At 73.1% G+C, this 23,248-nt stretch carries 22 protein-coding genes; 11 read left to right on the top strand and 11 right to left on the bottom strand.

Features of this window, described 5'->3' with window-relative positions; all coding sequences use genetic code 11:
• The first annotated feature begins 26 nt into the window (after nucleotides 1–26).
• From B446_RS04190 to B446_RS04180, 3 genes are read left to right on the top strand one after another with little or no spacing between them, the layout of a single operon-like run.
• Nucleotides 27–791, top strand: a complete 765-nt coding sequence (locus B446_RS04190; protein WP_020938165.1) for a lipoprotein — start codon at nucleotides 27–29, stop codon at nucleotides 789–791.
• 20 nt (nucleotides 792–811) lie between these two features.
• Nucleotides 812–1,519: a response regulator transcription factor gene (locus tag B446_RS04185; protein ID WP_020938164.1), complete on the top strand. Its 708-nt coding sequence runs from the start codon at nucleotides 812–814 to the stop codon at nucleotides 1,517–1,519.
• On the top strand, nucleotides 1,516–3,360 hold the full coding sequence (locus tag B446_RS04180; protein WP_020938163.1) for a sensor histidine kinase: 1,845 nt from the start codon (nucleotides 1,516–1,518) through the stop codon (nucleotides 3,358–3,360). Before B446_RS04185 ends, B446_RS04180 begins: the two co-directional genes overlap by 4 nt.
• Before the next feature lie 148 nt (nucleotides 3,361–3,508).
• Here the strand turns inward: B446_RS04180 and B446_RS04175 are convergent, their stop codons facing one another.
• Both B446_RS04175 and B446_RS04170 read right to left on the bottom strand, forming a co-directional pair.
• Nucleotides 3,509–3,760 (bottom strand): WhiB family transcriptional regulator, encoded by a 252-nt coding sequence (locus B446_RS04175; RefSeq protein ID WP_020938162.1) that lies wholly within the window; start codon nucleotides 3,758–3,760, stop codon nucleotides 3,509–3,511.
• 121 nt (nucleotides 3,761–3,881) lie between these two features.
• A complete protein-coding gene (locus B446_RS04170; protein WP_020938161.1) occupies nucleotides 3,882–5,102 on the bottom strand; it encodes a saccharopine dehydrogenase family protein in 1,221 nt (406 codons plus the stop codon).
• Between the two features lie 147 nt (nucleotides 5,103–5,249).
• Here B446_RS04170 and B446_RS04165 point away from each other — a divergent pair, with 147 nt between their 5' ends.
• Nucleotides 5,250–5,963, top strand: a complete 714-nt coding sequence (locus B446_RS04165) for a TetR/AcrR family transcriptional regulator (protein ID WP_020938160.1) — start codon at nucleotides 5,250–5,252, stop codon at nucleotides 5,961–5,963.
• Nucleotides 5,964–6,324: 361 nt separating this feature from the next.
• Nucleotides 6,325–7,599, top strand: coding sequence for an esterase/lipase family protein (locus tag B446_RS04160; RefSeq protein ID WP_020938159.1), 1,275 nt, complete (start codon nucleotides 6,325–6,327; stop codon nucleotides 7,597–7,599).
• 129 nt (nucleotides 7,600–7,728) lie between these two features.
• Here the strand turns inward: B446_RS04160 and B446_RS04155 are convergent, their stop codons facing one another.
• Both B446_RS04155 and B446_RS04150 read right to left on the bottom strand, forming a co-directional pair.
• Nucleotides 7,729–8,292: a fasciclin domain-containing protein gene (locus B446_RS04155; protein ID WP_234967452.1), complete on the bottom strand. Its 564-nt coding sequence runs from the start codon at nucleotides 8,290–8,292 to the stop codon at nucleotides 7,729–7,731.
• A 350-nt stretch (nucleotides 8,293–8,642) separates the two neighbouring features.
• Entirely contained in the window at nucleotides 8,643–9,527 is an 885-nt protein-coding gene (locus B446_RS04150; RefSeq protein WP_020938157.1) for a LysR family transcriptional regulator ArgP, read from the bottom strand.
• A gap of 66 nt (nucleotides 9,528–9,593) precedes the next feature.
• Here B446_RS04150 and B446_RS04145 point away from each other — a divergent pair, with 66 nt between their 5' ends.
• Both B446_RS04145 and B446_RS04140 read left to right on the top strand, forming a co-directional pair.
• Nucleotides 9,594–10,214, top strand: a complete 621-nt coding sequence (locus B446_RS04145) for a LysE/ArgO family amino acid transporter (RefSeq protein WP_020938156.1) — start codon at nucleotides 9,594–9,596, stop codon at nucleotides 10,212–10,214.
• 138 nt (nucleotides 10,215–10,352) lie between these two features.
• Nucleotides 10,353–11,654, top strand: coding sequence for an MFS transporter (locus B446_RS04140; protein WP_020938155.1), 1,302 nt, complete (start codon nucleotides 10,353–10,355; stop codon nucleotides 11,652–11,654).
• A 61-nt stretch (nucleotides 11,655–11,715) separates the two neighbouring features.
• On the opposite strand, the gene B446_RS04135 is transcribed toward B446_RS04140, so the two are convergent.
• Together B446_RS04135 and B446_RS04130 are read right to left on the bottom strand one after the other, a co-directional pair.
• A complete protein-coding gene (locus B446_RS04135; RefSeq protein WP_020938154.1) occupies nucleotides 11,716–12,174 on the bottom strand; it encodes a cyclic nucleotide-binding domain-containing protein in 459 nt (152 codons plus the stop codon).
• A 256-nt stretch (nucleotides 12,175–12,430) separates the two neighbouring features.
• Nucleotides 12,431–12,688, bottom strand: coding sequence for a hypothetical protein (locus B446_RS04130; protein ID WP_020938153.1), 258 nt, complete (start codon nucleotides 12,686–12,688; stop codon nucleotides 12,431–12,433).
• 124 nt (nucleotides 12,689–12,812) lie between these two features.
• On the opposite strand from B446_RS04130, the gene B446_RS04125 reads away from it, so the two are divergent.
• The 3 genes from B446_RS04125 (at nucleotide 12,813) to B446_RS04115 (ending at nucleotide 15,249) form a co-directional block, all read left to right on the top strand.
• Entirely contained in the window at nucleotides 12,813–13,247 is a 435-nt protein-coding gene (locus tag B446_RS04125; RefSeq protein ID WP_020938152.1) for an ATP-binding protein, read from the top strand.
• A 238-nt stretch (nucleotides 13,248–13,485) separates the two neighbouring features.
• A complete protein-coding gene (locus tag B446_RS04120; RefSeq protein ID WP_020938151.1) occupies nucleotides 13,486–14,334 on the top strand; it encodes a SigB/SigF/SigG family RNA polymerase sigma factor in 849 nt (282 codons plus the stop codon).
• 78 nt (nucleotides 14,335–14,412) lie between these two features.
• Nucleotides 14,413–15,249, top strand: a complete 837-nt coding sequence (locus tag B446_RS04115) for a DUF1206 domain-containing protein (RefSeq protein ID WP_020938150.1) — start codon at nucleotides 14,413–14,415, stop codon at nucleotides 15,247–15,249.
• A gap of 45 nt (nucleotides 15,250–15,294) precedes the next feature.
• Here B446_RS04115 and B446_RS04110 read toward each other — a convergent pair whose 3' ends face one another.
• The 4 genes from B446_RS04110 to B446_RS04095 form a co-directional block, all read right to left on the bottom strand.
• Nucleotides 15,295–17,550, bottom strand: coding sequence for an FUSC family protein (locus B446_RS04110; RefSeq protein ID WP_020938149.1), 2,256 nt, complete (start codon nucleotides 17,548–17,550; stop codon nucleotides 15,295–15,297).
• Between the two features lie 60 nt (nucleotides 17,551–17,610).
• A complete protein-coding gene (locus B446_RS04105) occupies nucleotides 17,611–18,990 on the bottom strand; it encodes an NAD(P)/FAD-dependent oxidoreductase (RefSeq protein WP_020938148.1) in 1,380 nt (459 codons plus the stop codon).
• A 249-nt stretch (nucleotides 18,991–19,239) separates the two neighbouring features.
• Nucleotides 19,240–19,674 (bottom strand): ATP-binding protein, encoded by a 435-nt coding sequence (locus tag B446_RS04100; RefSeq protein ID WP_020938147.1) that lies wholly within the window; start codon nucleotides 19,672–19,674, stop codon nucleotides 19,240–19,242.
• A 132-nt stretch (nucleotides 19,675–19,806) separates the two neighbouring features.
• Nucleotides 19,807–21,711, bottom strand: a complete 1,905-nt coding sequence (locus B446_RS04095) for an AMP-dependent synthetase/ligase (RefSeq protein WP_020938146.1) — start codon at nucleotides 21,709–21,711, stop codon at nucleotides 19,807–19,809.
• 151 nt (nucleotides 21,712–21,862) lie between these two features.
• Between B446_RS04095 and B446_RS04090 the strand changes: the two genes are divergently transcribed.
• A complete protein-coding gene (locus B446_RS04090; protein WP_043477541.1) occupies nucleotides 21,863–22,096 on the top strand; it encodes a DUF6480 family protein in 234 nt (77 codons plus the stop codon).
• Between the two features lie 13 nt (nucleotides 22,097–22,109).
• Here B446_RS04090 and B446_RS04085 read toward each other — a convergent pair whose 3' ends face one another.
• Entirely contained in the window at nucleotides 22,110–23,198 is a 1,089-nt protein-coding gene (locus B446_RS04085) for a glutamate--cysteine ligase (protein ID WP_020938144.1), read from the bottom strand.
• Nucleotides 23,199–23,248 lie beyond the last annotated feature (50 nt).

Below are 23,248 nucleotides of genomic sequence, written 5' to 3'. Positions count from 1 at the left end.
ACACATGTGTCGGCCATCGTCGACGCATGGTCCCACGCAGAACCGCCGTCGGCCTCGGCCTCGGTCTCCTCGGGTCCCCGCTGCTGTTCACCGGCTGCGGCGGCGGGGCCGGGGCGACCGGGCGCCGGGCCGGCGCCCCCCGCCCGGCACCGACGGCCACCGCCCCCGGCGCCCGCGCCCCGCGGATCCAGGCGGAAGCGGCACCGCGCGCCATCACCGGCCTCGGCCCCCGGACGACCGCCGCGATACCGGAACACTGCCGGCAGGCCGTCGTCGTCACCGGACGCGGCAGGAACTCCCCGCGCTGCACCGTCGTCGTGCACGAGCGCACCGCCACCGGCTGGCAGGCCGGTCCCGCGTGGCCCGCCCACAACGCGCTGCGCGGCTGGAGCGCCCACCACATGGCCGGTGACCTGCGCTCCCCGCTCGGCGTCTACACCCTCAGCGACGCCGGCGGACTGCTGTCCGACCCCGGGAGCAGGCTCCCGTACCACCGCTCCACCGGGTTCACCACGCGCGGCACCGGCTTCCAGGGCGAGCCGCTGGCCGGCGCCTTCGACTACGTCGTCGCCATCGACTACAACCGCGCCCGGGGCACCTCGCCGCTGGACTGGACCCGCCCGCTCGGACCCGGCCGGGGCGGCGGAGTCCGGCTGCACGTCGGCCACGGAGGCCCCACCCACGGCTGCGTCGGCGTCGCCCGGCCGCACATGCGGGGACTGCTGCGCACCCTCGACCCCCACCGGCACCCGGTCGTCGTCATGGGGTACGCCGACTGGCTCGCCCGCTGAGCCGCCTAGGATCCGAACTCGTGTGCGCACATGTACTGGTCGCCGAGGACGACGAGAAGCAGGCCGAACTGATCCGCCGCTCCCTGCTGGCCGAGGGACACACCGCCACGGTGGTGCACGACGGGGCCGCCGCGCTCGACGCGGTCCGCCGGCTCAGGCCCGACCTGCTGGTGCTGGACCTGATGCTCCCGGTGATCGACGGCTTCGGCGTGTGCCGGGTGCTGCGCGCCGACGCCGAGGACCCGGACCTGCCCGTCGTCATGCTCACCGCCCGGTCGGCCGAGGACGACGTGCTGCTCGGCCTGGAACTGGGCGCCGACGACTACATGACCAAGCCGTACAGCCCGCGCGAGCTGATGGCCCGGATCCGCACCGTCCTCAGACGCGGTGGGCGGGGCGCGAGCGCCCGCGAGGACGACCCGGTCGTCCGCGCCGGCGGGCTCAGCGTCCACCCGGTGCGGCACGAGGTGCGCTGCGACGGCGTCCCGGTGGAGTGCACCCCGGCCGAGTTCCAGATCCTGCTGGCCATGGCGGCCGAACCGGACCGGGTGTTCTCCCGGCGGCAACTGCTGCAGTGCACCCGCGGTTTCGACCGGTCCTCCACCGAACGGGCCGTCGACGTGCACATCATGAACCTGCGCCGGAAGATCGAGGCCGACCCGCGGCGGCCGGTCCGCCTGGTGACCGTGTTCGGCGTCGGCTACAAGCTCAGCGGCGGCCGGCCGTGAGACGCGGGACGGCGGCCGCGCGCCGGACACCGCTGCGCAAACGGCTGCTCGTCCGGCTGCTGTCCGTCTCCGCCCTCATCGCCGTCTGCTCGGTCGCGGCCACCGCCTGGCTCGCCGTCACGACCACCACCAGCGCCCTGAAGGAGGAACAGGGCCAGGACCTCGCGGCCGACAACAGCATCCTGGCCCGGCTCAGCGGCTACGCCGCCACCCACACCGACTGGACCGGCGTGCGCCGCACCGTCCGCGACCTCGCCGCGAGCACCGGCCGCCGGATCGCCCTGACCACAGCGGACCGCACCGTCCTCGCCGACTCCGCGCCCCGCGGCACCCCGCTGCCGCCGCGCCCGGCCGCCACCGTCGACCCGCTGCGCACCGACACCTGGACCGAGACCGGCGCCCAGCTCAGCGGCATCGACCCGCGCGCGGTCGGGCCGTACCGGGTCACGGCCGCCGAGCGGGCGGAACTGGACACGCTGGCCGCCGAACGCAAACGCTGCTACGAGCGTTTCGGGGTCGACTCCACCGTGGAGCGGACCCCCGGCGGGCGTCCCGTGCTCAGCAGCCCCGACGGCACCGACACCTCCTACGCCGCCGAACAGTGCGCGGACGGCCGGCTGAACACCCCCACTCCGACGGAACGCAGGGCCCTGGACGAACTCTCCGAGCTCACCCGGCCCTGCCTGCGGCGCGCGGGCCTGGACATCGAGGGGCCCGTGTTCCTCACCGTCGACCCCGGCGGCCGCGACCTCGTGGGCGGCTACCCGCTGTACAAGTACGCCCGCTCCGGCACCCGGCTCGGGCAGGCCGCCCAGGGCTGTGTGCAGACCGCCCGCCGCACCCAGCTGGAGCCCTACGTCGCCCCGGTGGCCGAGCTGTTCCTCGGCATCGGCGACCAGAACCCCTCCCGGTTCGACATGTCACCGGCCAACAAGGCCAAGGTGGTCGGCGCGGCCGGCCTGGTGCTCGCCGTCACCGTCGCCGTCACCGCCCTGGTCGCCCTGCGGCTCTCCCGGCCGCTGCGCGCCCTGACCGAGGCCGCGCAGCAGCCGCCCGAACTGCACGTCCGCGTCCCCGTGGCCACCCGGGACGAGATCGGCATCCTCGCGGAGGCGTTCAACGACCTGACCGAGCGCCGGGAGCGCCTGGAGGCCCAGCGCAAGGCCATGGTCAGCGACATCGCCCACGAACTGCGCAGCCCGCTCACCAACATCCGCGGCTGGCTGGAGGTGGTCCGCGACGGCGTCGTCGACCCGGACCCGGAACTGCTCGCCTCCCTGCACGAGGAGGCACTCGTGCTCCAGCGGATCATCGACGACCTCCAGGACCTCGCCGCCGCCGACGCGGGCACCCTGCGCGTGCACCGCGAGCCGCTGCGCGCCGCCGACCTGCTCGACCAGGTGGCGGCCGCCCACCGGGTGGCCGCCCGCACCGCCGGGGTCACCCTGCGCGCCGACGCCGACGGCACCGCCTGGCTCGACGCCGACCCGGTCCGGATGCGCCAGGCCCTCGGGAACCTGGTCTCCAACGCGCTGCGGCACACCCCCGCCGAGGGCACGGTCACGCTGACCGCCCGCCGGGACGGCGAGCAGGTCGTCCTCACCGTCGCCGACACCGGCAGCGGCATCGCCCCCGAGGATCTGCCGCACGTGTTCGACCGGTTCTGGCGGGCCGAGAAGTCCCGCAGCCGCCGCACCGGCGGCAGCGGACTCGGACTGCCGATCGTCCGGCACCTGGTCGCCGCCCACGGCGGCACCGCCCGGGCCACGAGCGAACCCGGCACCGGCACCGTCTTCACCCTGCGGCTGCCCGCGGCCGCACCGCCCGGCGACGCCTCCTGAGAGCGCGACCGCCCGTCCGCGCCTGCTTCGAGGGTCCGCCGTACGCCTGGGCCCACCCGCCGCACGGCAAGGCCCCGGCCCGTCTCACCGGATCCTCCAGGACCAGGGGGACGGGCCGGGGCCCCGACGGCGAGCCGCCCGCCCGGGGTCAGCCCGAGCGTGGCCGGGAGCGGGCGCGGCGCCGCAGGGAGCGCCGCTCCGTCTCCGTCGTACCGCCCCAGATGCCGATGCTCTGTCCCGTCTCCAGCGCCCAGTCGAGACACTGCTCACGGACCGGGCAGTGCCCGCAGACCCTCTTCGCCTGCTGGGCCTGCACCTGAGCGGGGCCGGTGGTGCCGATCGGGAAGAACAGGTCGGGGTCCTCCTGACGGCACGCGGCATGGTCGCGCCAGTTCTGCATCGAAGTCTCCTGCTGTCGTGTCGTGCGCCCTGTCGTTTGCGTGCTTCGGGTTCGGGTGACCGCTCAACGCCGCGTGAAACAAGGAACCGGCAGGGATCGGACGAGAGAGACCTCGCCCCGGTCACTGCTCGCGCAGGCCCCAGGGGGATTCGTACGCGGTCAGCAGGTCGAGGAACGGACGCGCGGGGAAGGCCTCGGGGCCGAGGACGCCCGTGCCCGACCAGGCACCGGTGGCGAGGAGTTCGAGGGCGACGACCGGATTGACCGCCGTCTGCCACACCACCGCCTGACAACCGTACTCCGCCATGGACCACTCGTTGTCGACCACGTGGTACAGGTAGACCTCGCGCGGCGCACCGTCCTTGGTGCCGCGCACCCAGGTGCCCGCGCACGTCTTGCCGCGCATCCGGTCGCCCAGCGTCGCCGGGTCGGGCAGGCACGCCGCGACCACGTCCCGCGGCGAGACCGCCACCGGTCCGTCCGGGCCCGGCACCGTCACCGGTGACGTACGGTCAAGTCCCAGCCGGTGCAGGGTCTTCAGGGTCTCGATGAACTCCGCGCCGAGGCCGTACTTGAACGTGACGCGCCGCGCACCGACCCAGCGCGGTACGAGCAGCACCTCCTCGTGCTCCACGTTCACGCACTCCACCGGTCCGATGCCCGCCGGGAAGTCGAACACCTCGGGCTCGCTGAACGGCTCGGTGGTGAACCAGCCGCGCTCCTCCTCGTAGACGACCGGCGGGTTCAGGCACTCCTCGATGGTGGTCCAGATGCTGAAGGACGGCGCGAAGTCGTAGCCGTCGACGGTGAGGTTCGCACCGTCGCGGACGCCGATCTCGTCGATGGTGTCGAAGAGTTCGTCGGCCGCGTGGCGGGCGAAGACGTCCGAGAGGCCGGGCTCCACGCCCATGCCGACCAGGGCGAGCGCCCCCTCCTTCTCCCACTCGGCGGACAGCGCGAACTGCTCGTCGCCGAGCATGACCCCGCACTTCTCGTACGGCTGCTCGGGATGCGGCCGGGACAGGGACATCGCCATGTCGACATAGCCGACGCCGGCCGCCCGGGCCGCACGGAACAGCGGCATCACGAACCGCGGGTCGGTGGCGTTCAGCAGCACGTCGCAGCCGTGCCGGGCGAGCAGCCGGGCCACACCGGCCTCGTCGCCCGCGTCCACGCGCTCGGCGAGGAACCGGTCCGAGGCGTCCCCGAGCGCCGCGACCGCCGCCTCGGCGCGGGCCGGGTCGTAGTCGGCGACCACCATCAGGTCGAGGAACGGGCGGCGGGCCGCGATCCGGGTGATGGCGGTACCCACACCGCCGGCTCCCACGAGCAGTACACGCATGACGGAATCTCCCTGTATGTCACGGTACGAACGAAACGGGTCGGGCGCGTCCTGGCCCGTATGCAACGCCCCGGCCGGTCGTAAGGTCAATGGCGTTGGCATAAGGTGCGGGGGCACGAGGACGCAGGAGGACCGGGAGGACCCGCCGTGCCCAAGCCCGTGGTGCCCGAGGAGAACCGCCGCCGGCGCCGTCCGACACGCGGCGGCACCGTGCTGTCGGAGCCGCTGATCGTCGAGACCGCGCTGCGTCTGCTGCGCGAGCACGGCAGCGCGGGTCTGACCGCTCGCCGTCTGGGCCTCGCGCTGGACTGCGATCCGAGCACCCTGTACCGGTACTTCCGGGGCATGGACGACCTCACCCTGGCCATCGGCGACGCGCTGATCGGACAGGCGCTGGACGGCTGGCGGCCCACCGGGCGGTGGCGGCCCGACCTCCGCGCGATCGGGCTGCGCATCCACGCCGCGTACGTCGCCCACCCGCAGGCGGCGCTGCTGACCGCGAACCGGGTCACCGGGCGGGCCCACGAGCTGGCGGCGGACGAGGCGGTCCTGGACGTGCTGCGCACGGGCGGGTTCTCCCTGCCGGAGACCGTCGCCGTCTACCACGCCTTCATCGACCAGACGCTGGCCTTCGCCGCCCTCGACGCCGCCTCACTGGCCCTGCCGAGCGCCTCCCAGCGGGCCGACGAGGACAAGTGGCACTCGACCTACGCCCGCCTGCCCCGCACCACCCACCCCCGCATCGCCGAGGCGGCCCCCCTGCTCGCCGGACGCATGGTGACCAGCGCCTATCCGACGGCCCTTGACATGCTCCTGGAAAGCGCGGAACGCCGCCTCGCGGAGGCCGGCGACCACGACTGAGCCCGTCCTGGACCGGCCGTGACCGCACCTGGCCCGGAGGCGGCCTGCGGCCGGGCTCGGCCCGTGGTCGGCCGTGGCCGCGCCCGGCTTGCGAGCGCCGATCCATGCCTCCACCTTGTGCGGCCGGCCCGGTCGGCCCTCCCCGCTGTCGTCGTCCTCGTGGCGGTGAAGCCGTAGCGGCTGAACCGGGCCGAGCGTTCCGATCCGCAGTCCCGCAGCCCTTTGTGTGTTGTTGTGCCGCTGTGCGAGTGAGAGGGAAGCGACACCCTCCGTCTCGGTCATATGCCCGGGTCATGCTGATTTCGTCTCTCCGCCGTCGCCCCTGCCGGCGGTCCGGTACCGAAGCACGCAAGGAGTGCTCATGCCCGCAGAAGAGGTCAGGTCCGAGGCGTCACTTGGCAGCCTGACGTTCGGCTCCCCGCTCACGGCCACCCCGAAGACACCGGTCTCGGCACCGCGTCCGCATGCCACCTGGGATCTGCCGTTCGGAAAGGCGTGGGTCCACCTCGGTGCGGACGAACAGTTCACGCGCCCTGTACTGATCGCCGACGGGTTCGAGCTCGGTGCGACCGACCCCGCGGTCCTCTACAACGGCCTGAACGACAACCTCCCCGACGAGCAGAACCCGAACAGGCCCCGCTACCACTTCCTCGACCAGCTGCGAAGCCTCGGCCGGACCGTGGTGCTGATCGGCTTCGACGAGCGCAGCGCCTCCCTCCTGGAGAACGCCCGGACCATTCGAGAAGCCGTCATCGAGGCCAACAACCAGAAGCAGGGCAGCACCGAACTGATGGTCGGCGGCTTCAGTATGGGCGGCATCCTCGCCCGCTACGCGCTGGCCAAGATGGAAGCCGACGGCGAGCGTCACGGCACGGCCGTGTACTTCTCCTACGACAGCCCGCACCGGGGAGCCGTCATCCCTGTAGGCCTGCAGGCGTTCGCCGCGTTCATCCCCAACCTCGCCGGCCAGGCACCGGACCCGAACAACGACTTCTACCGGTACATCAGCAGCCCCGCCGCCCGGCAGATGCTGGCGTACTACTACGACCACGAGAAGGACAGCGTCGGCGTCGACCCGCTGCGCCAGGACTTCCTCGACAAGCTGGAGGAAGTCGGCGGGTGGCCCACCATCCCCCGGCGCATCGCGGTCGCCAACGGCGCCGGTGACGGCCAGGCCACCAGCGTCCAGCCCGGCAGGATCGCCGTCAGGAGCACCGGCGCACGGCCCTTCCCCGGCACCACCTTCCACACCCAGCGCCAGGGCGACAACGAACAGGTGGCGCTGCTGCGCCGCTACAAGGTGGGCGGCATCCTGGAGAAGTCGATCACCACCTCGGGCCTGCCGGAACTCGACGGTGCACCCGGTGGCACCCTTGCCTCCTACGGGTTGGTGGCCAAGACGATCGTCGACGCGGGCGGCACCGTCGAGCTCAACCACCCTGCGGTGTGCTTCGTCCCCACCGTCAGCGCGGTCGCCATCCGCGACATCACCGACCAGGCCGACCTGTACACCCCGGTCGAAGACCTCGACCCGGCGGAGAGCGAGCTCGAGTTCCTCTGCGGCAGCAGCAACACCCTCCACACCAGCATCGTCCGCGAACTCTGCGAGTGGCTCATCGAGCACCTGCCGGAGTGACGGGGCCCGGCCGTATCCGACCTCGGGTGTGACCCCGGCCGCGGTCGGACTCGAACCGGATGCAGGGCGGGCCCGAGGTGCCGTAGCGGTGCCCGGGCCCGCCCTCGGACCTGGTGGGGCGGGTTGCGGTCAGGAGGGGGGTTGGAGGACCTGATCGATGATGTAGATGGTGGCGTTCGCGGCTTTGATGTTGCCGCAGACGATGTTCGCCTTGTCGTTGACCTTGAAATCGGTGCCCGAGCCCGACGTCGTCAGTTTGCTGCCCTCGACCGTCGTGAAGGAGCCGTGGGAGAGCTCGTCGGGGGTGATCTGCTTGTCCACGACGTGATAGGTCAGGGTCTTCTTCAGCTGCCCCTCATTGCTGAGCAGCGAGGAGAGCTGGGACACCGTGATGCCCTGGAACGCCTTGTCGTTGGGTGCGAAGACGGTGACGTCGGGCTTCTCGTCGAGGGTGCTGGTCAGCTTCGCCCTGACCGTTGCCGCGACCAGTTGGCTGAGCTGGGGGTAGGCGGACGCGGCCTCCACGAGCTTGTCCTTGGCGGTGTCGGCCTTCTGGGCGATCGCCGAGCAACCGGAACCGAACGTGCCGGACGGGCTGGGAGACGCACCCTGTGCGTGGCTCTGCGACGCCAGACCGCCCAGTGCAAGCGGGACGGTGACCAGAGCCGCCCCGGCGGCCCTCGCTGTACGCATGCCGGTGAACCTCATCGCAACTTCCTCCCATGGACGCGTGAAACCTGCGAAGGCTTGACTGCGGAAGTCCTCGCTTCCGCCGAGCGGGGCGGGCGGCCGCTGCGCCACGGCCTGGAGGTTGCCGACCCTCCCGGCCACTCGAACGAGCGTAACCAGCACACTCCAGCGCCTGCATCCCGAAGCCCGGGCGGCCCGCTCCCCGCCCCCGGCGTCCGCTTCGCGGGCAAGGCCCCACCCCGGACTCGGCCCTGACCGTGCCGGCGGTCAACTTCGGCACGGCGGCCGGTTCCTGGACCACCGGGCTCACCCTCGACTCGCGCCGTCTCCGGGCGGTCCGGGGCCGCGCCCGTTCAGGCGCGCAGGGTCTCCGCCGCCGTCGCCGCCACCGCGTCGGCCAGTGCCGCGAGGGCGGGGGAGTCGAGCTTCCACTGCTGCCAGTACAGCGTGACGTCCATCCACTCGCCGGGCGCCAGCAGGACGAGGCGTCCGTCGCGCAGCAGGGGGCCGGACTGGGCCTCGGGGACCATGGCCCAGCCGAGCCCCGCGGCGACCGCGGCGACGAAGCCCTCCGAGGTCGGTACGGAGTGGCGCAGCGGTCCGGCGCCGGGGCCGCCCAGCCGGCGGACGAAGCCGTCCTGGAAGTCGTCCTTGCGGTCGTAGACGATCACGGGAGCCGTCCGCAGCACGTCCGGCAGGGGGCCGTCGAGGTGGCGCCCGGCGAACTCCGGCGAGGCCACCGGCAGATAGCGCATCCGGCCCAGGGCGCGGACCGAGCAGCCCGGCACCGGGTCGGGCGAGGACATCACCGCCGCCATCACCCGGCCCTCGCGCAGCAGCTCCACCGTGTGGTCCTCGTCCTCCCGGTGCAGCTCGAAGCAGATCCCGCGCACGCGGGTCAGCGCCCCCAGGAACCAGGTCGCCAGCGAGTCCGCGTTCACCGCCACCGACACCCGGGTCGGCTCCCCGGCGCCGCTCAGCCCCAGCTCGCCGCGCGCGTCCCGCTCGAGACGGGCCAGCTGCCGGGCGAACCGCACCAGGACCGCGCCGGACTCGGTGGGCCGCACCGGCTTGGTGCGCCGCAGCAGCACCCGGCCGGTGCGCTGCTCCAGCGCCTTGACCCGCTGGCTGACCGCCGACGGCGTCACGTGGAGCGCCGCGGCCGCCGCGTCGAAGGTGCCCTCGTCGACCACGGCCAGCAGAGTGCGCACCTGGTCAAGGGGAAGCTCGGCCATCACGAGAGCTAAGGATACGTAAGAATCTTTAGCTGTACCCACGGCGGCGGTCTCCCTACCGTCGGGGACATGAACCACGCCCTGACCGCGGCGGCCGCCGGATTCGGCGCCGGCCTCTCCCTCATCGTCGCCATCGGCGCCCAGAACGCCTTCGTCCTGCGTCAGGGGGTGCGCCGCGACGCCGTCCTCGCCGTGGTCGGCATCTGCGCCCTGTCCGACGCGCTGCTCATCTCGCTCGGGGTCGGCGGGGTCGGCGCCGTGGTGGTGGCGTGGCCGGGCGCGGTACGGGCGGTGGGACTGGTGGGCGGTGCGTTCCTGCTCTGCTACGGCGTGCTCGCCGCCCGCCGGGCCGCCCGCCCCGGCACCGGCCTGCGCGCGGACGCCGGGGGGACGGCGCCGGGCTCGCGCCGACGGGCGGTGCTCACCTGCCTGGCCATGACCTGGCTGAACCCCCACGTCTACCTGGACACCGTGTTCCTGCTGGGTGCGCTCGCCGCCGACCGCGGCCCGCTGCGCTGGACCTTCGGACTCGGCGCCGCGCTCGCCAGCCTGTGCTGGTTCGCCGCGCTCGGCTTCGGCGCCCGCCTCCTCGGCCGCGTGCTCGCCGGCCCCACCGCCTGGCGCGTCCTGGACGGCCTGGTCGCACTGACCATGCTGGGGCTCGGACTCGTGCTGGTCACCGGGGCCTGAGACCCCCGCGCGGTCGCTGCGGCCACCGCCGCACCCGCGTCCGGCAACCGGTGCGGCCGGGCGGGCGCGTTGCTGGGATAGTGGGGCCCGCAATCGAAAGATGTATCGAGCAACCTCTGTCGAGCGACCAGGAACCCAGTGGACACGAGCGAGAGCAGCAGCACCGAACCCGCGACCGGCCTCACGGCCGAGCCGGCCACGCCCCGGCCCGGCTGGCGCCGCTGGGCCATGGACACCCGGCCCCTGCGCATCCCGGCCTACCGGCGCCTGTGGTCGTCGACCGTCGTCACCTCCGTGGGCAGCCAGCTGACCGCCGTCGCCGTGCCCAAGCAGATCTACGACATCACCCACTCCTCGGCCTGGGTGGGCTACGCCAGCCTCGCCGGTCTGGTGCCCATGGTGGTGTTCGCGCTGTGGGGCGGGGCCGTCGCCGACACGGTGGACCGGCGCAAGCTGCTGCTGGTCACCAACACCGGTATCGCCGTGACCTCGGTGCTGTTCTGGGCGCAGGCCGCCACCGGCCTGGACTCCGTCGTCGTACTGATGGTGCTGCTCGCGCTCCAGCAGGCGTTCTTCGGCCTGAACTCCCCGGCCCGCAGCGCCTCCATCGCGCGGCTCGTGCCGGCCGAGGAGCTGCCCGCGGCCAACGCGCTGGGCTCGACCGTGATGCAGACCGGGCTGGTCGCGGGGCCGCTGCTGGCCGGTGTGCTGATCCCCGTCATCGGGCTGCCGGAGCTGTACCTGATCGACGCGCTGGCCCTGTGCGTCACGGTGTGGGCGGTGTTCCGGCTGCCCGCCCTGCCGCCGCTGGGCGAGGGGCCGGCCCGCCGGGCGGGCGTGCGGGAGATAACCGCCGGGTTCCGGTACATCGCCGGGCACAAGGTGCTGCTGCTGTCCTTCCTCGCCGACATCGTCGCCATGGTCTTCGGTATGCCGCGTGCCCTGTTCCCGCAGCTCGCGGCCCAGACGTACGCCCCCTGGGGCGAGGGGCTCGCGCTCGGTGTGCTCTTCGCCGGTATCCCGGTCGGCGCGGTGCTCGGCGGGCTGTTCTCCGGTGTCTTCTCCCGGGCGCGGCGGCACGGCTGGATGGTCATCTGGGCGGTCGTCGGCTGGGGCGCGGCCATCGCCGGGTTCGGGCTGAGCGGCAACCTGTGGCCGGCCGTGGCCTTCCTCGCCGCCGCCGGAGTCGCCGACATGATCTCCATGGTGTTCCGCGGCGCGATCCTGCTCTCCGCGGCGACCGACGAGATGCGCGGCCGGATGCAGGGCGTGTTCACGGTGGTCGTCGCGGGCGGCCCGCGCCTGGCCGACGTGCTGCACGGCACGGCCGGGGCGGTGTTCGGCCCCCGGGCCGCGGTGGCGGGCGGCGGTGTGCTGGTCGTGGTGCTGATGCTGGCCCTGGCCGCCGCGATCCCGGCCCTGCGCCGCTACCGGATCTGACCGCCGCCAGGACGCACGCCGCCGTGCCTCCCGCGTCCGGCCCGCGGGCCGGAGGGCGGCCCTAGAGCGGGCCGCTGCGCCTGCGGAGCGCGTACTGGTCCATCAGCTTGCCGCGGGTCGTCTCCAGCCGGTGGGCGAGGATCTCGGCCACCGTGCGCACCAGCGACAGCCCGAGCAGCGGGTCCTCCACGCTCAGCGCGAGCACCGAGGGCCCGTCGAACTCGTAGGCCCGTACGTTGCTGAAGGCCACGGCGCCGAAGTCCCACTGGTAGGGCGGGAACAGCCAGGACCAGCCGAGCATGTCGCCGGCGCCCAGGGTGGCCACGGTGACCCGCTGCCGTGAGGTGACCTGCTGGTCCAGGTGGACCGCCCCCGACCGGATCACCCAGAAGCGGTCGGCCGTGCCGCCCGGCTCGAAGATCCGGGTGTCCTCCGGGAAGGACACCTCCTTGGCGAGCTCCATCAACCGCTCGCGCTGGGTCTGCGGCAGGGCGGTCAGCAGTTTTATCGCTTTGGTCATGGCGCGGGACTCCTCGCCGGCAGCGGTTCGGGTGTTTCCCCAAGCCCATTTCAGCCGCTGCCGCCGTCCCGGGCACCTCGTGAGGATCGGGTGCGCGCCGGAGAAGCGGCCGAGGACGTGAAAAAGCCCTGGCTGGACGGGGGAGACCAGCCAGGGCCGTACAGGGTGGAGAGGGAGGACCACTGCGGTCGACTCCGTCACCACGTATGTATGAACGATAAACCATCTCGGCGGGATTCACCCCATCGAGTGCCGGTCAGGTGACCTGTTTCACCCCGGGCCCCGTAGGCGACGTCCCGCCCGGATCGGCTCCGCCCGGATCGACGATCTCCTCCAGCGCGCGCTGCACCGCCTCGAAGGCCAGCGCCCGCACCGCCGCCTCCCGTGCCCCGTCCGGATCGGTCGCCGTCAGGCTCCGGGCCCGCTCCTGCCAGGCCCGCTCCTCCTCGGCCGCCCGGTCCCGGCCCCGCCGGATGCGCCGCAACAACTCGTCCGCGTCCACCACTTCGGTCATAGGGTCCGGGTACCCGCCCCGCGTCCGGTGATGGCAGCGACACCGACGGTGTTTGAAGGCGCCCGAAAGGGTCAGCCGAAAGGCAGAGACACCGGAACCACCGGCGCCGTCCAGGGAGGGAAGGATGCGTGAGACGTACGGGAACCGTGCCCCGGCCGGTCTGAAGGAGGCCCGCCGGACACCGCCGTGCCGGCCGGCCGACGCCCGCAGAGCCGTACGGCAGGCGGTCGCCGAACGCCGTGACGCACGCGTCGTCCCGTGCGACGACACCGCCCTCGAGGACGCCCTGCTGGTCACCTCGGAACTCACCACCAACGCCATCCTGCACGGCGGCGGGATCACCGGCTTCGACGTCGACGTCGACCCCGGCACCGTGAGCGTCACGGTCTGCGACCGCAGCGACGACGTCCCGGTGGTCCACGACCCCGTGGACGAAAGCGGACGCTCCCGGCTCGGCGGCCGGGGCTGGCCCATCGTGTGCCGGCTGGCCCGGGACGTCAGCGTGGCCGGCCTGCCGCGCGGCGGCAAGCGGATCACGGCCGTGATACCACTGGGCTGAGACCGGTACCCGAAGTTCCGTATCGCGGCGTTTGCCGCCACGGCGGGTGGGCAGACGGACTCTCGTGCTTCGGACCGGAGGCGCGCGCCCAGCGGGACAGTCGAGTCCGCCGAGGCCGCCTCTTCCGGCGGGCCCGGTGACATTCCCGCGGCGAACCCTGACAGCACCGTTCGGGCCAGGACCCGGAACCCCCTGGTTCCGTCTCCGCCCTGAGACAACCGTTCAGGAGCGATTCCGCATGCTGACCGACACGTCGACAAGCCGTCCCGGCACGCCCGACACCGCTTCCGCCGCCTCCGCGCGGCGCACCCATGACGACGCCCCCGACACCATGGCCCTCTTCGCCCGCATGGCGGAGCTGGAGGAGGGTCCCGAACGGGACGAGCTGCGGGACGAACTGGTGACCGCGTGGCTGCCCATGGCCCACCGGATCGCGGGCCGCTTCCGTGACCGCGGCGAATCCGTCGAGGACCTGCGCCAGGTCGCCGCGCTGGGGCTGGTGAAGGCCGTCGACCGGTTCGACCCCTCCCGTGGCGCGTTCGAGAGTTACGCGGTGCCGACCATCACCGGCGAGGTCAAGCGGCACTTCCGGGACCGCATGTGGGCCCTGCGGGTGCCCCGCCGGGTGCAGGAACTGCGCAACCGGGTGAGGGTCGCCCGCCGGGAACTCACCCAGAACCCGGGCACTCCCGAACCCACCACCGCCGCCATCGCCGAGCACACCGGCCTCACCGAGGAGGAGGTGGCCGCGGGCATGGAGGCACTGGAGAGCTTCAGCACCCTCTCGCTGGACGCCGAGCTGTCCTCCGGCGAGGACGGCTACAGCCTGGCCGACACACTCGGCGCCGCGGACGGCTCCTACGACGTCGTAGTCGACCGCGAGGCGGCCAAGGAGGGCCTGCGCCGGCTGCCCGAGCGCGAGCGGGCCATCCTCTACATGCGCTACTTCGAGGACATGACCCAGAGCCGCATCGCGGACCAGCTGGGCATCTCCCAGATGCACGTCTCCCGGCTCATCAGCCGCAGCTGCGCCCGCGTGCGGGACGAGGTGCTGGGGCAGCGTCCAGGCGGCCGAACCACCCGGTGACCGAGCCCGGGCGGACCAGGCGGAGCACCGGATGAGGACGAGTCCCGGAAACCCTCGCGAACGGGGGGAGTGACGAGCGTGGGCACGAGTGCCCCGACGGGGCGGCCGGCCCTCGCCGGCCGGCCCGAGGGCACCGCCACCGCGACCCGCTGGGCCGCCCGGGCCGGACTGCTCGCCTGGGGCTTCACCTACGTGCTCGTCGGTCTGCTCGCGCTGCGCGTCGCCTTCGGCGACCGCAAGCAGCAGGCCGACCGCAGCGGTGCCCTGGCCGAGCTCGCGGACCACCCCTACGGGTCGGTCCTGCTGTGGGCTCTGGGCATCGGTCTCGTGGGCATGGCTCTGTGGCGGCTGTCCGAGGCCTGCTTCGGCGCGGCCGAACGGGACGGCCACACCGTGCGCAAGCGCCTGCTCTCCGCCGGGCGCTGCGTCTTCTACGCGTTCTTCGCCTGGTCGGTGCTCGCCTTCGCGGCCGGCGCCGGCGGCCGCGGCCGCTCCAGCGACACCCAGTCCCGGGACGTCACCGCGCGGCTCATGCGGCTGCCCGCCGGACAATGGCTCGTGGCGGCGGCCGCCGCCACCATCGTCGTCATCGGCGTCTGGCTCGGCGTGCAGGCGGTGCGGCGCACCTACCACGCGGAGCTGAAGACCGGTGAGATGTCCCGGCGGGTGCGCCGGGTGGTCGACGTGGCCGGCGTCGGCGGCGGGGTCGCCCGCGCTCTGGTGTTCGTCGGCGCGGGCGTCTTCGCGTTCCGCGCGGCCGTCGACTTCAGCCCCGAGCGGGCCAAGGGGATGGACGACACCCTCAGGGCGTTCGCCGCCACCCCGGCCGGACCCGGGCTGCTGGGCGCCGTCGCGGCCGGACTCGTGCTCTACGGCCTGTTCGCCTTCGCCCTCGCCCGCTGGCGCCGGGTGTGAGACACCTCCACCCCGCCTGGTGCCCCGTCACCACCCGCGGAGACGTCACGAATCCGGCCGCTCCGGGGTCACCCCGAGCGGCCGGGCCAGTCCCGAGACCGCCTCGTCCAGACGCTGCAGGTGCCGCAGCACCCGGTCGGTCACCCGGCCGTAGCGCGGAGTGCGCAGGGAGCCCGGCTCCAGCAGCGACGCGATGCTCGGACCCGACTCCACGGTCCCGGTGGACCGGGGATCGCGCACGTGCGCGGCGATCGTCTCGATGTTGTGCACGATCCGCCCGCAGGCGGTCCGCAGCCGGGGGTCCGCCGCGATCGACGGATGCGTGGGCAGCAGTTCGGCCGTCGCCGCCAGCGAACGCCCGTGGTACGCGCAGGTCTCCAGCAGCGCCACCACGTACCGGACGGTGTCGCGGCGCGAGCGCAGCGGCGTGATCGGGTGGGTCAGCGGCTGGGTCGCGGCCCGCAGGTCGGCCAGCGCCTGGTCCAGATCCCGCGCCCGGTCGACCAGATCCGCGGACACACCGCCGCTGAGCTGGTTCACGGCGGTCCGGGTGACGTCCGCCAGCTTGTCGAGGACGGCCACCAAAAGCTCGTCGGTGCGCCGGCCGGTGCGGATCGGCAGCACCACCGCCGCCGCGATCACCCCGCAGGCCGCGCCCAGGGCGGTCTCCTCCACCCGCAGCACCAGCACCGACATGCTGTAGGTGTTCAGCAGCGTGTACAGCAGCCCGAGCATCGCGGTGACGAAGAACGACATCAGCGTGTACGACAGCGGCGCCGTGTAGAACATCGCGAAGACGAACAGCAGCACCAGCGCGAACGCCGTCCAGGTGTGGTGCCCGACCAGCCCGGCCAGCAGGATGCCCGCGACCACGCCGAGGACCGTACCGAGCAGCCGCCGGTAGCCCTTGACCAGGATCTCCCCGGTGGACGTGGTGTTGATGAACACGATCCAACAGGTCAGCACCGCCCAGTACCACCGCTGGGCGGACAGCAGCTCACCGCCCGCGATGGCGAGCGCCGACCCCACGGCCACCTGGACGGCGGCCCGCGTGGTGGGCCGTTCCAGCCCGCGGGCCGCCGGCTCACCGGGCTCGTCGCCCTCGGCCTCGCCGCTCTCGATGGCCGCGTCCTCGGCGTCCAGCTCCTCGCGGGAGCGCGCCGTGGCCGGGGTGTCGTCGGACTCGTCCTGGGGGCCGTCCAGCGCCAGCCGCAGCCCGAGCACGGCGCGCGCCGTCTCGCCCAGGCCCCGGAAGACGTCCTGCACGGCCGGGGAGGCCAGAGGAAGGTTCTCCTCGTCGCGGTAGCCGAGCAGCCGGTTGCGCAGGTGCGCGAGCGCCGTGCCCGAGGCTTCCCCGGCCGGGCGCAGCACCAGCAGGCGCAGCGCTTCCAGATCGCGTCGCAGTACGGTCGTGGCCTCCTCCCGCACCGGCAGTTCGAGGCCCGAGGGGAGCCCGGCGCCCGGCAGGTGCAGGGTGAGGGTGTCGGTGCGTTCGGCGCTGCGGGCGGTGAGCAGCAGCAGTCCCAGCCGCTCGGCGGTGATCTCGGCGTCCGCGATACGGCGCTGCAGCAGCCGGGCCGTCGCCTCGTCGGAGGTGCCGTCCGCCAGCCGGCCCTGGATCAGCAGCGCCGTCTCGTGCAGCCGGGCGGTGTCGGTGCGCAGGTCATCCAGCACCTTCTCGACGTCGTCGGGGCCGGCGTCCAGCAGCTCGATCTGGGTGGCGACCAGCTGCCCGAGGCGAGCGCGGAAGGCGCGGCGCAGCCGGTCCAGGATGCCCGCCGGGGTCTGCGGCAGCAGCACGAACCGTGCGGTGGCGCTGGACAGGAAAGCCACCGTCAGCACGCCGTACAGGGCGGGCAGCACCGGCGGGGCCGCCTGCACGAACAGGGAGAGGAAGTAGACCTGGAAACCGATCAGGCCGAGGGCCGTGCCGCGGTCGCCGAACCTGCGGCTGTAGACGGCGCAGAAGATCAGGGCGACGAAGAACAGGTCGCCCGCCACCACGTGCCGGCTCAGCAGCGCGGCCAGTGTCACGGAGGCGAACGCCACGGGCAGGCCGAGCGCCAGGGTGACGGCCTGCTGGGCGGGCTGCTTCTCCCGGACGGCGAAGGTCGCGGCCATCGCCGCGATGGCGCCGGCGACGAGCTGCGGCACCGGGACCCGCAGCAGGCCGAGCACGGCGAGCGAGAGCGCGATGGCGACCACCGTGCGCAGCCCCGCCGTGAGCCTGAGCAGGCCGGGATCGAACGCGGCGAGCCGGTCCCACGTCCGCGACCACGCCGACCGAACCGCTTCCCTCACACCGCCGCGCTCTCTCCCGTGCCTGTACCGGTGGGCGGCTCCGAGGCCGCCCCGCTCACCTCAGGGACTCTCCAGGGCCGGCTGGCCCTCCACCCGCGCCCTGACCTGTTCCTGGGTCAGGTACGAGTCGGTGTACTCGAAGTCCTTCAGCCGGGCGGGCTTGCGCGCCTGGAAGCCGGTGCGCACGAAGTCGTCGCCGGCCACCGCGTTCAGCAGCCAGTTGGTCGCGACCCGCACCTTGGCGACGTTGGTGCGCAGCGCCGACCAGTGGTAGCCGCGGGCCACCGCCTGGGCCGGCAGGCCCCGCAGCTCGATGCCCAGCGGCTTGGACACGGCGTCCTTGCCGCCGAGGTCGACGACGAGCCCCAGGTCCTTGTGCTTGTAGGGACTCAGCGGCTGGTTGCGCAGGGCCGCGATGACGTTGTCGGCCACCACCCTGCCCTGGCGCATGGCGTGCTGGGCGGTGGGCGGGCAGATCGCCCCCTCCTGGCCCTTGGCCAGGTCGGGCACGGCAGCGGAGTCGCCGAGCGCGAAGACGCCGTCCTGACCGGGCAGGGTCATCTCCGCGTCGACCGCGAGCCTGCCGCGGACGGTCTCGGCGCCGAGCGTGGCGATCAGCGGGCTGGCGACGACACCTGCCGTCCAGATCAGGGTGTGGGTCGGCACCACCCGGCCGTCGGTGAAGGTGACCTCCTCCGGGCCCGCCTTGTCGATCGACACACCCAGCGACACCTCGATGCCGCGCCGTGCCAGGATCTCCTGCGCGCTGCGGCCGAGCTTGTCGCCCAGCTCCGGCATGAGCTTGGGCGCGATGTCGATGAGGTGCCAGCGGATCAGCTTCGGGTCGAGCCGCGGGTAGCGCTTGACGGCCGCGTGCGTGAGCCGCTGCAGACAGGCCGCGGTCTCGGTGCCCGCGTAGCCGCCGCCGACCACCACGAACTGCAGCCGCGCGGCCCGTTCGGCCGGGTCGTCACTCGCGTCCGCGAGGTCCAGCTGCGAGATGACGTGGTCGCGGACGTAGGCGGCCTCCGCGAGGGTCTTCATCCCGAAGGCGTGCTCGGTCAGCCCCGGGATGTCGAAGGTGCGGGTCACGCTGCCCGGCGCGAGCACGATGTAGTCGTACCGCTCGTTCACGATCTTGTCGGTGATCGTGCGGACCACGCAGACCTTGGACTTCAGGTCCACGCCGATCGCGCCGCCCGGGATGATCCGGGTGCGGTACTTCCGGCTGCGGCGCAGCGAGAGGGCGATCGACTGCGGCGTGAGCACGCCGGAGGCGACCTGGGGGAGCAGGGGGAGGTAGAGCTGGTAGGCGAACGGCGTCACCAGGGTGACGTCCGCGTCGAGGGGCGAGAGTTTCCGCTCCAGACGGCGGACGCACTCCACTCCGGCGAAGCCGGCGCCCACCACCAGGATCCTGGGTCGTGTCACGGTGTCCATCCCTTTCTGCGGCTCCAGGCGGTCCGACAGGACGCCGTTCGTATGCCCCGGATCGCTGCGACCAACATCGATAACACCGTGCCCCGGGCCGTCCCGCCAGCCGAGTACGACAGGCAGACGAACGCGTGGGTCCGAGCATGCCCCTTGCAGAGCCCGGAGTAACCGGATCTCGCACACCTACACGTCGCACACACGGACGACGGCTGCGCGGGTGCCGGTCGCCGGGCAGCCGTCGCCGGTCACCACCGGTCACCAGGGCAGGAACACGTGGATGTCCTTGCCGCGGTCGTCCACCACGACGCTCACCTGCGTGCAGAGCGTGTGCACCAGGTGCCAGCCGATGCCGCCGCCACCCGCGCTCGGGTGGAACGGCCGCGGCGCGGGCTCCGTCGTGCTGGTGTCCCGCATCGTCACGTGCACCCCGTCGAAGGTGCGGCGCATACGCAGGTCGAAGGGCCCCGGCGCGTACTGGATCGCGTTGGCGGCCAGCTCGGTGACCACCAGCAGGATGTCGTCCCAGTACTCGGGTGTGCCGGGCGGCGCGTCTCGGGCGAGAGCGCTCAGGAACTGCTCGGCGGCGAGCCGCGCGCCCGTGACGTTGCGCAGCTCGCCGGGGAAGGAGAACGACCGCTCGTGCCTCTCCTCCGACGGGGGTGTCTCGTCCCAACGCGGCTCCGTCGCCATCTCACATTCCCCGGCCCCGCCGGACGGCTCGCGGCTCGTCCGGCCAGGGTGGTCGTCGTTACTCGATCAGTGCACAGCTGCGGGTTCCCCTGCCGGGGCACGGTTATCCGTCCCTCACCGAACCCGTGTCGCTCAGCGGAAGACGTTGTCCGCCTCGTCCCAGTCGGCCGGGTCCTCCGGCCCCGGGCGGCGCACCGTCCGCGGCCGCGTCTCGTACATCGCGTCGATCTCGGCGGCGTAGTGGCGCGCTATGGCGTCCCGGCGCAGCTTCATGGACGGGGTCAGCAACCCGTTGTCCGGGGCGAACGGCTCCTGCAGGACCCGGTAGACCCGGATGGACTCGGCCCGGGACACCGCGCTGTTCGCCGAGGCGACGGCGCGCGCCAGCTCCTCCCTGAGCGCGTTCTCCTCCCGCGCCTCCCGGCCCGCCGACTCGCCCTGCAGCGCCAGGGCCGTCCGCCAGTGGGCGAGGAAGTCCGGGTCCAGGGTGATCAGGGCGCCCACACAAGGCCGGTCGTCGCCGACGACCACCGCCTGGTGCACCAGCGGATGCATGCGCAGCCGCTGCTCCAGCGCGGCCGGGGCCACGCTCTTGCCGCCGCTGGTGACGATGACGTCCTTCTTGCGCCCGGTGATCGTCAGATAGCCCTCGGCGTCCAGCCGCCCGATGTCCCCGGTGGCCAGCCAGCCGCCGCGCAGCGTGGCCCGCGTGCGCTGCTCGTCGCTGATGTAGCCCTGGAACACCGACGGGCCGCGCACCAGGATCTCCCCGTCGTCGGCGACCTGGACCTCGGTGCCCGGCAGCGGCAGGCCCACCGTCCCGGACTTCTCCCGCCCGAGCGGCTGCATGGTGATCCCGCCCGAGGTCTCGGTCAGCCCGTAGCCGTCGTGGATGTACAGCCCGATGCCCTCGTAGAACAGGGACAGTTCCCGGTTGAGGGAGGAACCGCCCGAGGTGCCCCGCACGGCGCGGCCGCCGAGCGCGCCCCGCAGCCTGCGGTACACCGTCCGCTCGTACAGGGCGTGCTGCACCCGCAGTTCGAACCCGGGGCCCGGACCGAGGCCGAGCCTGCGGCGCTCCTCCGCCTCGGCGAAGTCCCGCGCGGTCTGCGCCGCCCGCTCGAACAGGGCGCCCCGGCCGGACTGCTGCGCGGTCCGCAGGAACGTCTTGTACAGCTTCTCGAACACCGACGGCACGCCGTACAGATAGGTCGGCCGGAAGGTGGCCAGGGCGGAGGCGAGGGCCGTCTCGCTCATCTCCGGCTCATGCCCCATCAGGATCCCGCCGCGCAGGCAGATCTGCTGGATCATGAGCCCGTACACGTGCGAGAAGGGCAGGAAGGCCAGGACGGACGGCTGTTCGCCGGGCGGGGCCGCGGTGTGCCGCCAGCCGGCGAGCAGCACGTCACACGGGTGGGCCAGGCCCCGGTGGCTCAGCGCGCAGCCCAGCGGACGCCCCGAGGTGCCCGAGGTGTAGGCGATCACGGCCGTGGAGTCCGGCAGCACGATCCGGCGCAGCGAGTCCACCGTGGTCTGCGGGACGACCGCGCCCCGCTCGGCCAGCCGGGCCAGCGCGTCCGAGTCGAGCTGCCAGACGTGCTTGAGCCGGGGCAGCGCGGCGCACACCGTGCCGACGGTCATGACGCCCTGCTCGTCCTCCACCACGACGGCCACGCACCCCGCGTCCCGCAGGATCCACTCGACCTGGTCCCGCGAGGACGTCGGGTGGATCGGCACGACCTCGGCGCCGACGGTCCACAGCGCGTGCGCGAACACCGTCCACTCGTAACGGGTCCTGGCCATCAGGGCGACCCGGTGGCCGGGCGAGATTCCCGCGGCGATCAGCCCCTTGGCCAGGTCGACGACCTCGTCCCGCAGCTCCACGGCCGTCACCTCCTGCCAGGTGCTCGCCGCCGGGTCGGCGCGGTGGGCGAGCAGGGGGAGGGTGGGGCTGCGCTCCGCGGTCCAGAAGACGGTGTCGGCGAGTCCGCCGGTCAGCGGGGGTACGGCTGCCGGAGCGAGGGCGACGTCGCGCATGCGCTGCTCCCGTGGTCTACGGAGGGTGACTCCGCCGGTCGGCTCGGTGCCGGCGGTGCTCGAATGTAGCCCAGGGAAGCGGTTTCGGGGCCAGGATCAGGCAAGTCGTGATCGGCTGATGATCTGGGCGTGTCCGGGGGACTCGGAGCGCATGAGCTACGTCAATCCCGATCCCGATCCCGAACGGACCACAGGTCTCGAGCCCGGAGGCGGTGTCCCGCCCGGTGAGACCCCGCCCGCCGAGAGCAGCATGCCCGAGGCCGGGCCGCACGAGCCCGACATGCGCAGCCGCGGCTGGGCCTGGACGCCGCTGACCCTGATCCTCCTCCTCGTGCTCCTGCTCGCCGTCGGCTTCCTCGCCTACGCCCTGGCGCTGATCCTCTGACCGGGGCGCGCCCTCAGCCCTGCGTGTGCCGCACGCAGGCCCGGACGACGTCGCGCAGGCTGCCGGTCTCCTCCATCAACCGGCGCTGCGCCCGGGAGCCGTTGCCGTCCCTGAGCAGCGCCCGCACGCCCTGCTCGGCCCGCTCCGCGTCGCCGTTCGCGGTGAGCGCGTCCGCGGTGTGCTCCAGCAGCGCGCGCAGCACCCGCTCGGCGGCCACCGGCCGCATCGTCGCCGGGTCGAGCAGGTTCTCCTCGATGCCGAACCGGGCCGCCTGCCAGTCGGCGAGCCGCAGCAGGCTCACACCGGGGTCCGGCGCGGGCCGCCCCGCCCGCCAGTCCCGCGCCGCCGTCTCCACCAGCGCCCGGCACAGCGTCGCGACCAGCACGGCGGTCTCCGCGTTCAGGCAGACGTCCGCCACCCGGATCTCCACCGTCGGGTAGCGGGCGGACAGCCGGGCGTCGAAGTAGACCATCCCCTCGTCCAGGACGGCCCCGGTGGCCACCATGTCCGCCACCTGCCGGTGGTAGCGCTCGGCCGACCCGAACAGCTCGGTCGGCCCGGCCGACGGCCAGCGGTTCCACACCCGGCTGCGGTAGCTCGCGTACCCGCTGTCCCTTCCCTGCCAGAAAGGGGAGTTCGCGCTGACCGCGCGGAGCACCCCGAGCCACGGCCGGATCCGGTCCAGGACCTCGATGCCCTCCTCGTCCGAGTCCACCGACACATGGACGTGGCAGCCGCACACCAGCTGCTCCCACGTGGGCACGCCGTACCGCTCGGCCAGCCACCGGTAGCGCTCGTTCATGCTCAGCGAGGGACTGACCGCGAGGGGCGAGGTGGCCAGGGCGACCACCGCGCAGCCGATCTCGCCCGCATGCCGGGCGGCCTCCTTGCGGCAGCGGACGATCTCCTCGCCGAGGGCCTCCATGTCCGACTGCGGATGCGTGGCGAACTCCAGCATCTGCCCGAACAGCTCCTTCTCGAACACGTCCTGCGCCGGATCGTCCTTGGCCGCGCGGGCCAGCACGGGCGCGGCGAGCGCCTTCGGGTCGCCGCTCTCCGGATCGACGAGAAGGAGTTCCTCTTCCACTCCGACGGTGCGCACGCGGTGCCGCCCTTCTTCCATGCCACAAGGGGCAGTCCGGGTCTCTTCAC

Source organism: Streptomyces collinus Tu 365, from assembly GCF_000444875.1.
GTDB lineage: Bacteria > Actinomycetota > Actinomycetes > Streptomycetales > Streptomycetaceae > Streptomyces > Streptomyces collinus_A.
This window is presented reverse-complemented; position numbering and strand designations above follow the sequence as displayed.

What these genes read in the sequence shown, in the direction of transcription:
- B446_RS04190 (WP_020938165.1), top strand. Translation starts at nt 27, where the DNA reads ATGGTCCCACGCAGAACCGCCGTCGGCCTCGGCCTCGGTCTCCTCGGG.
- B446_RS04175 (WP_020938162.1), bottom strand. Translation starts at nt 3,760, where the DNA reads ATGCAGAACTGGCGCGACCATGCCGCGTGCCGTCAGGAGGACCCCGAC.
- B446_RS04170 (WP_020938161.1), bottom strand. Translation starts at nt 5,102, where the DNA reads ATGCGTGTACTGCTCGTGGGAGCCGGCGGTGTGGGTACCGCCATCACC.
- B446_RS04160 (WP_020938159.1), top strand. Translation starts at nt 6,325, where the DNA reads ATGCCCGCAGAAGAGGTCAGGTCCGAGGCGTCACTTGGCAGCCTGACG.
- B446_RS04155 (WP_234967452.1), bottom strand. Translation starts at nt 8,292, where the DNA reads ATGCGTACAGCGAGGGCCGCCGGGGCGGCTCTGGTCACCGTCCCGCTT.
- B446_RS04145 (WP_020938156.1), top strand. Translation starts at nt 9,594, where the DNA reads ATGAACCACGCCCTGACCGCGGCGGCCGCCGGATTCGGCGCCGGCCTC.
- B446_RS04135 (WP_020938154.1), bottom strand. Translation starts at nt 12,174, where the DNA reads ATGACCAAAGCGATAAAACTGCTGACCGCCCTGCCGCAGACCCAGCGC.
- B446_RS04130 (WP_020938153.1), bottom strand. Translation starts at nt 12,688, where the DNA reads ATGACCGAAGTGGTGGACGCGGACGAGTTGTTGCGGCGCATCCGGCGG.
- B446_RS04125 (WP_020938152.1), top strand. Translation starts at nt 12,813, where the DNA reads ATGCGTGAGACGTACGGGAACCGTGCCCCGGCCGGTCTGAAGGAGGCC.
- B446_RS04120 (WP_020938151.1), top strand. Translation starts at nt 13,486, where the DNA reads ATGCTGACCGACACGTCGACAAGCCGTCCCGGCACGCCCGACACCGCT.
- B446_RS04105 (WP_020938148.1), bottom strand. Translation starts at nt 18,990, where the DNA reads ATGGACACCGTGACACGACCCAGGATCCTGGTGGTGGGCGCCGGCTTC.
- B446_RS04100 (WP_020938147.1), bottom strand. Translation starts at nt 19,674, where the DNA reads ATGGCGACGGAGCCGCGTTGGGACGAGACACCCCCGTCGGAGGAGAGG.
- B446_RS04095 (WP_020938146.1), bottom strand. Translation starts at nt 21,711, where the DNA reads ATGCGCGACGTCGCCCTCGCTCCGGCAGCCGTACCCCCGCTGACCGGC.
- B446_RS04090 (WP_043477541.1), top strand. Translation starts at nt 21,863, where the DNA reads ATGAGCTACGTCAATCCCGATCCCGATCCCGAACGGACCACAGGTCTC.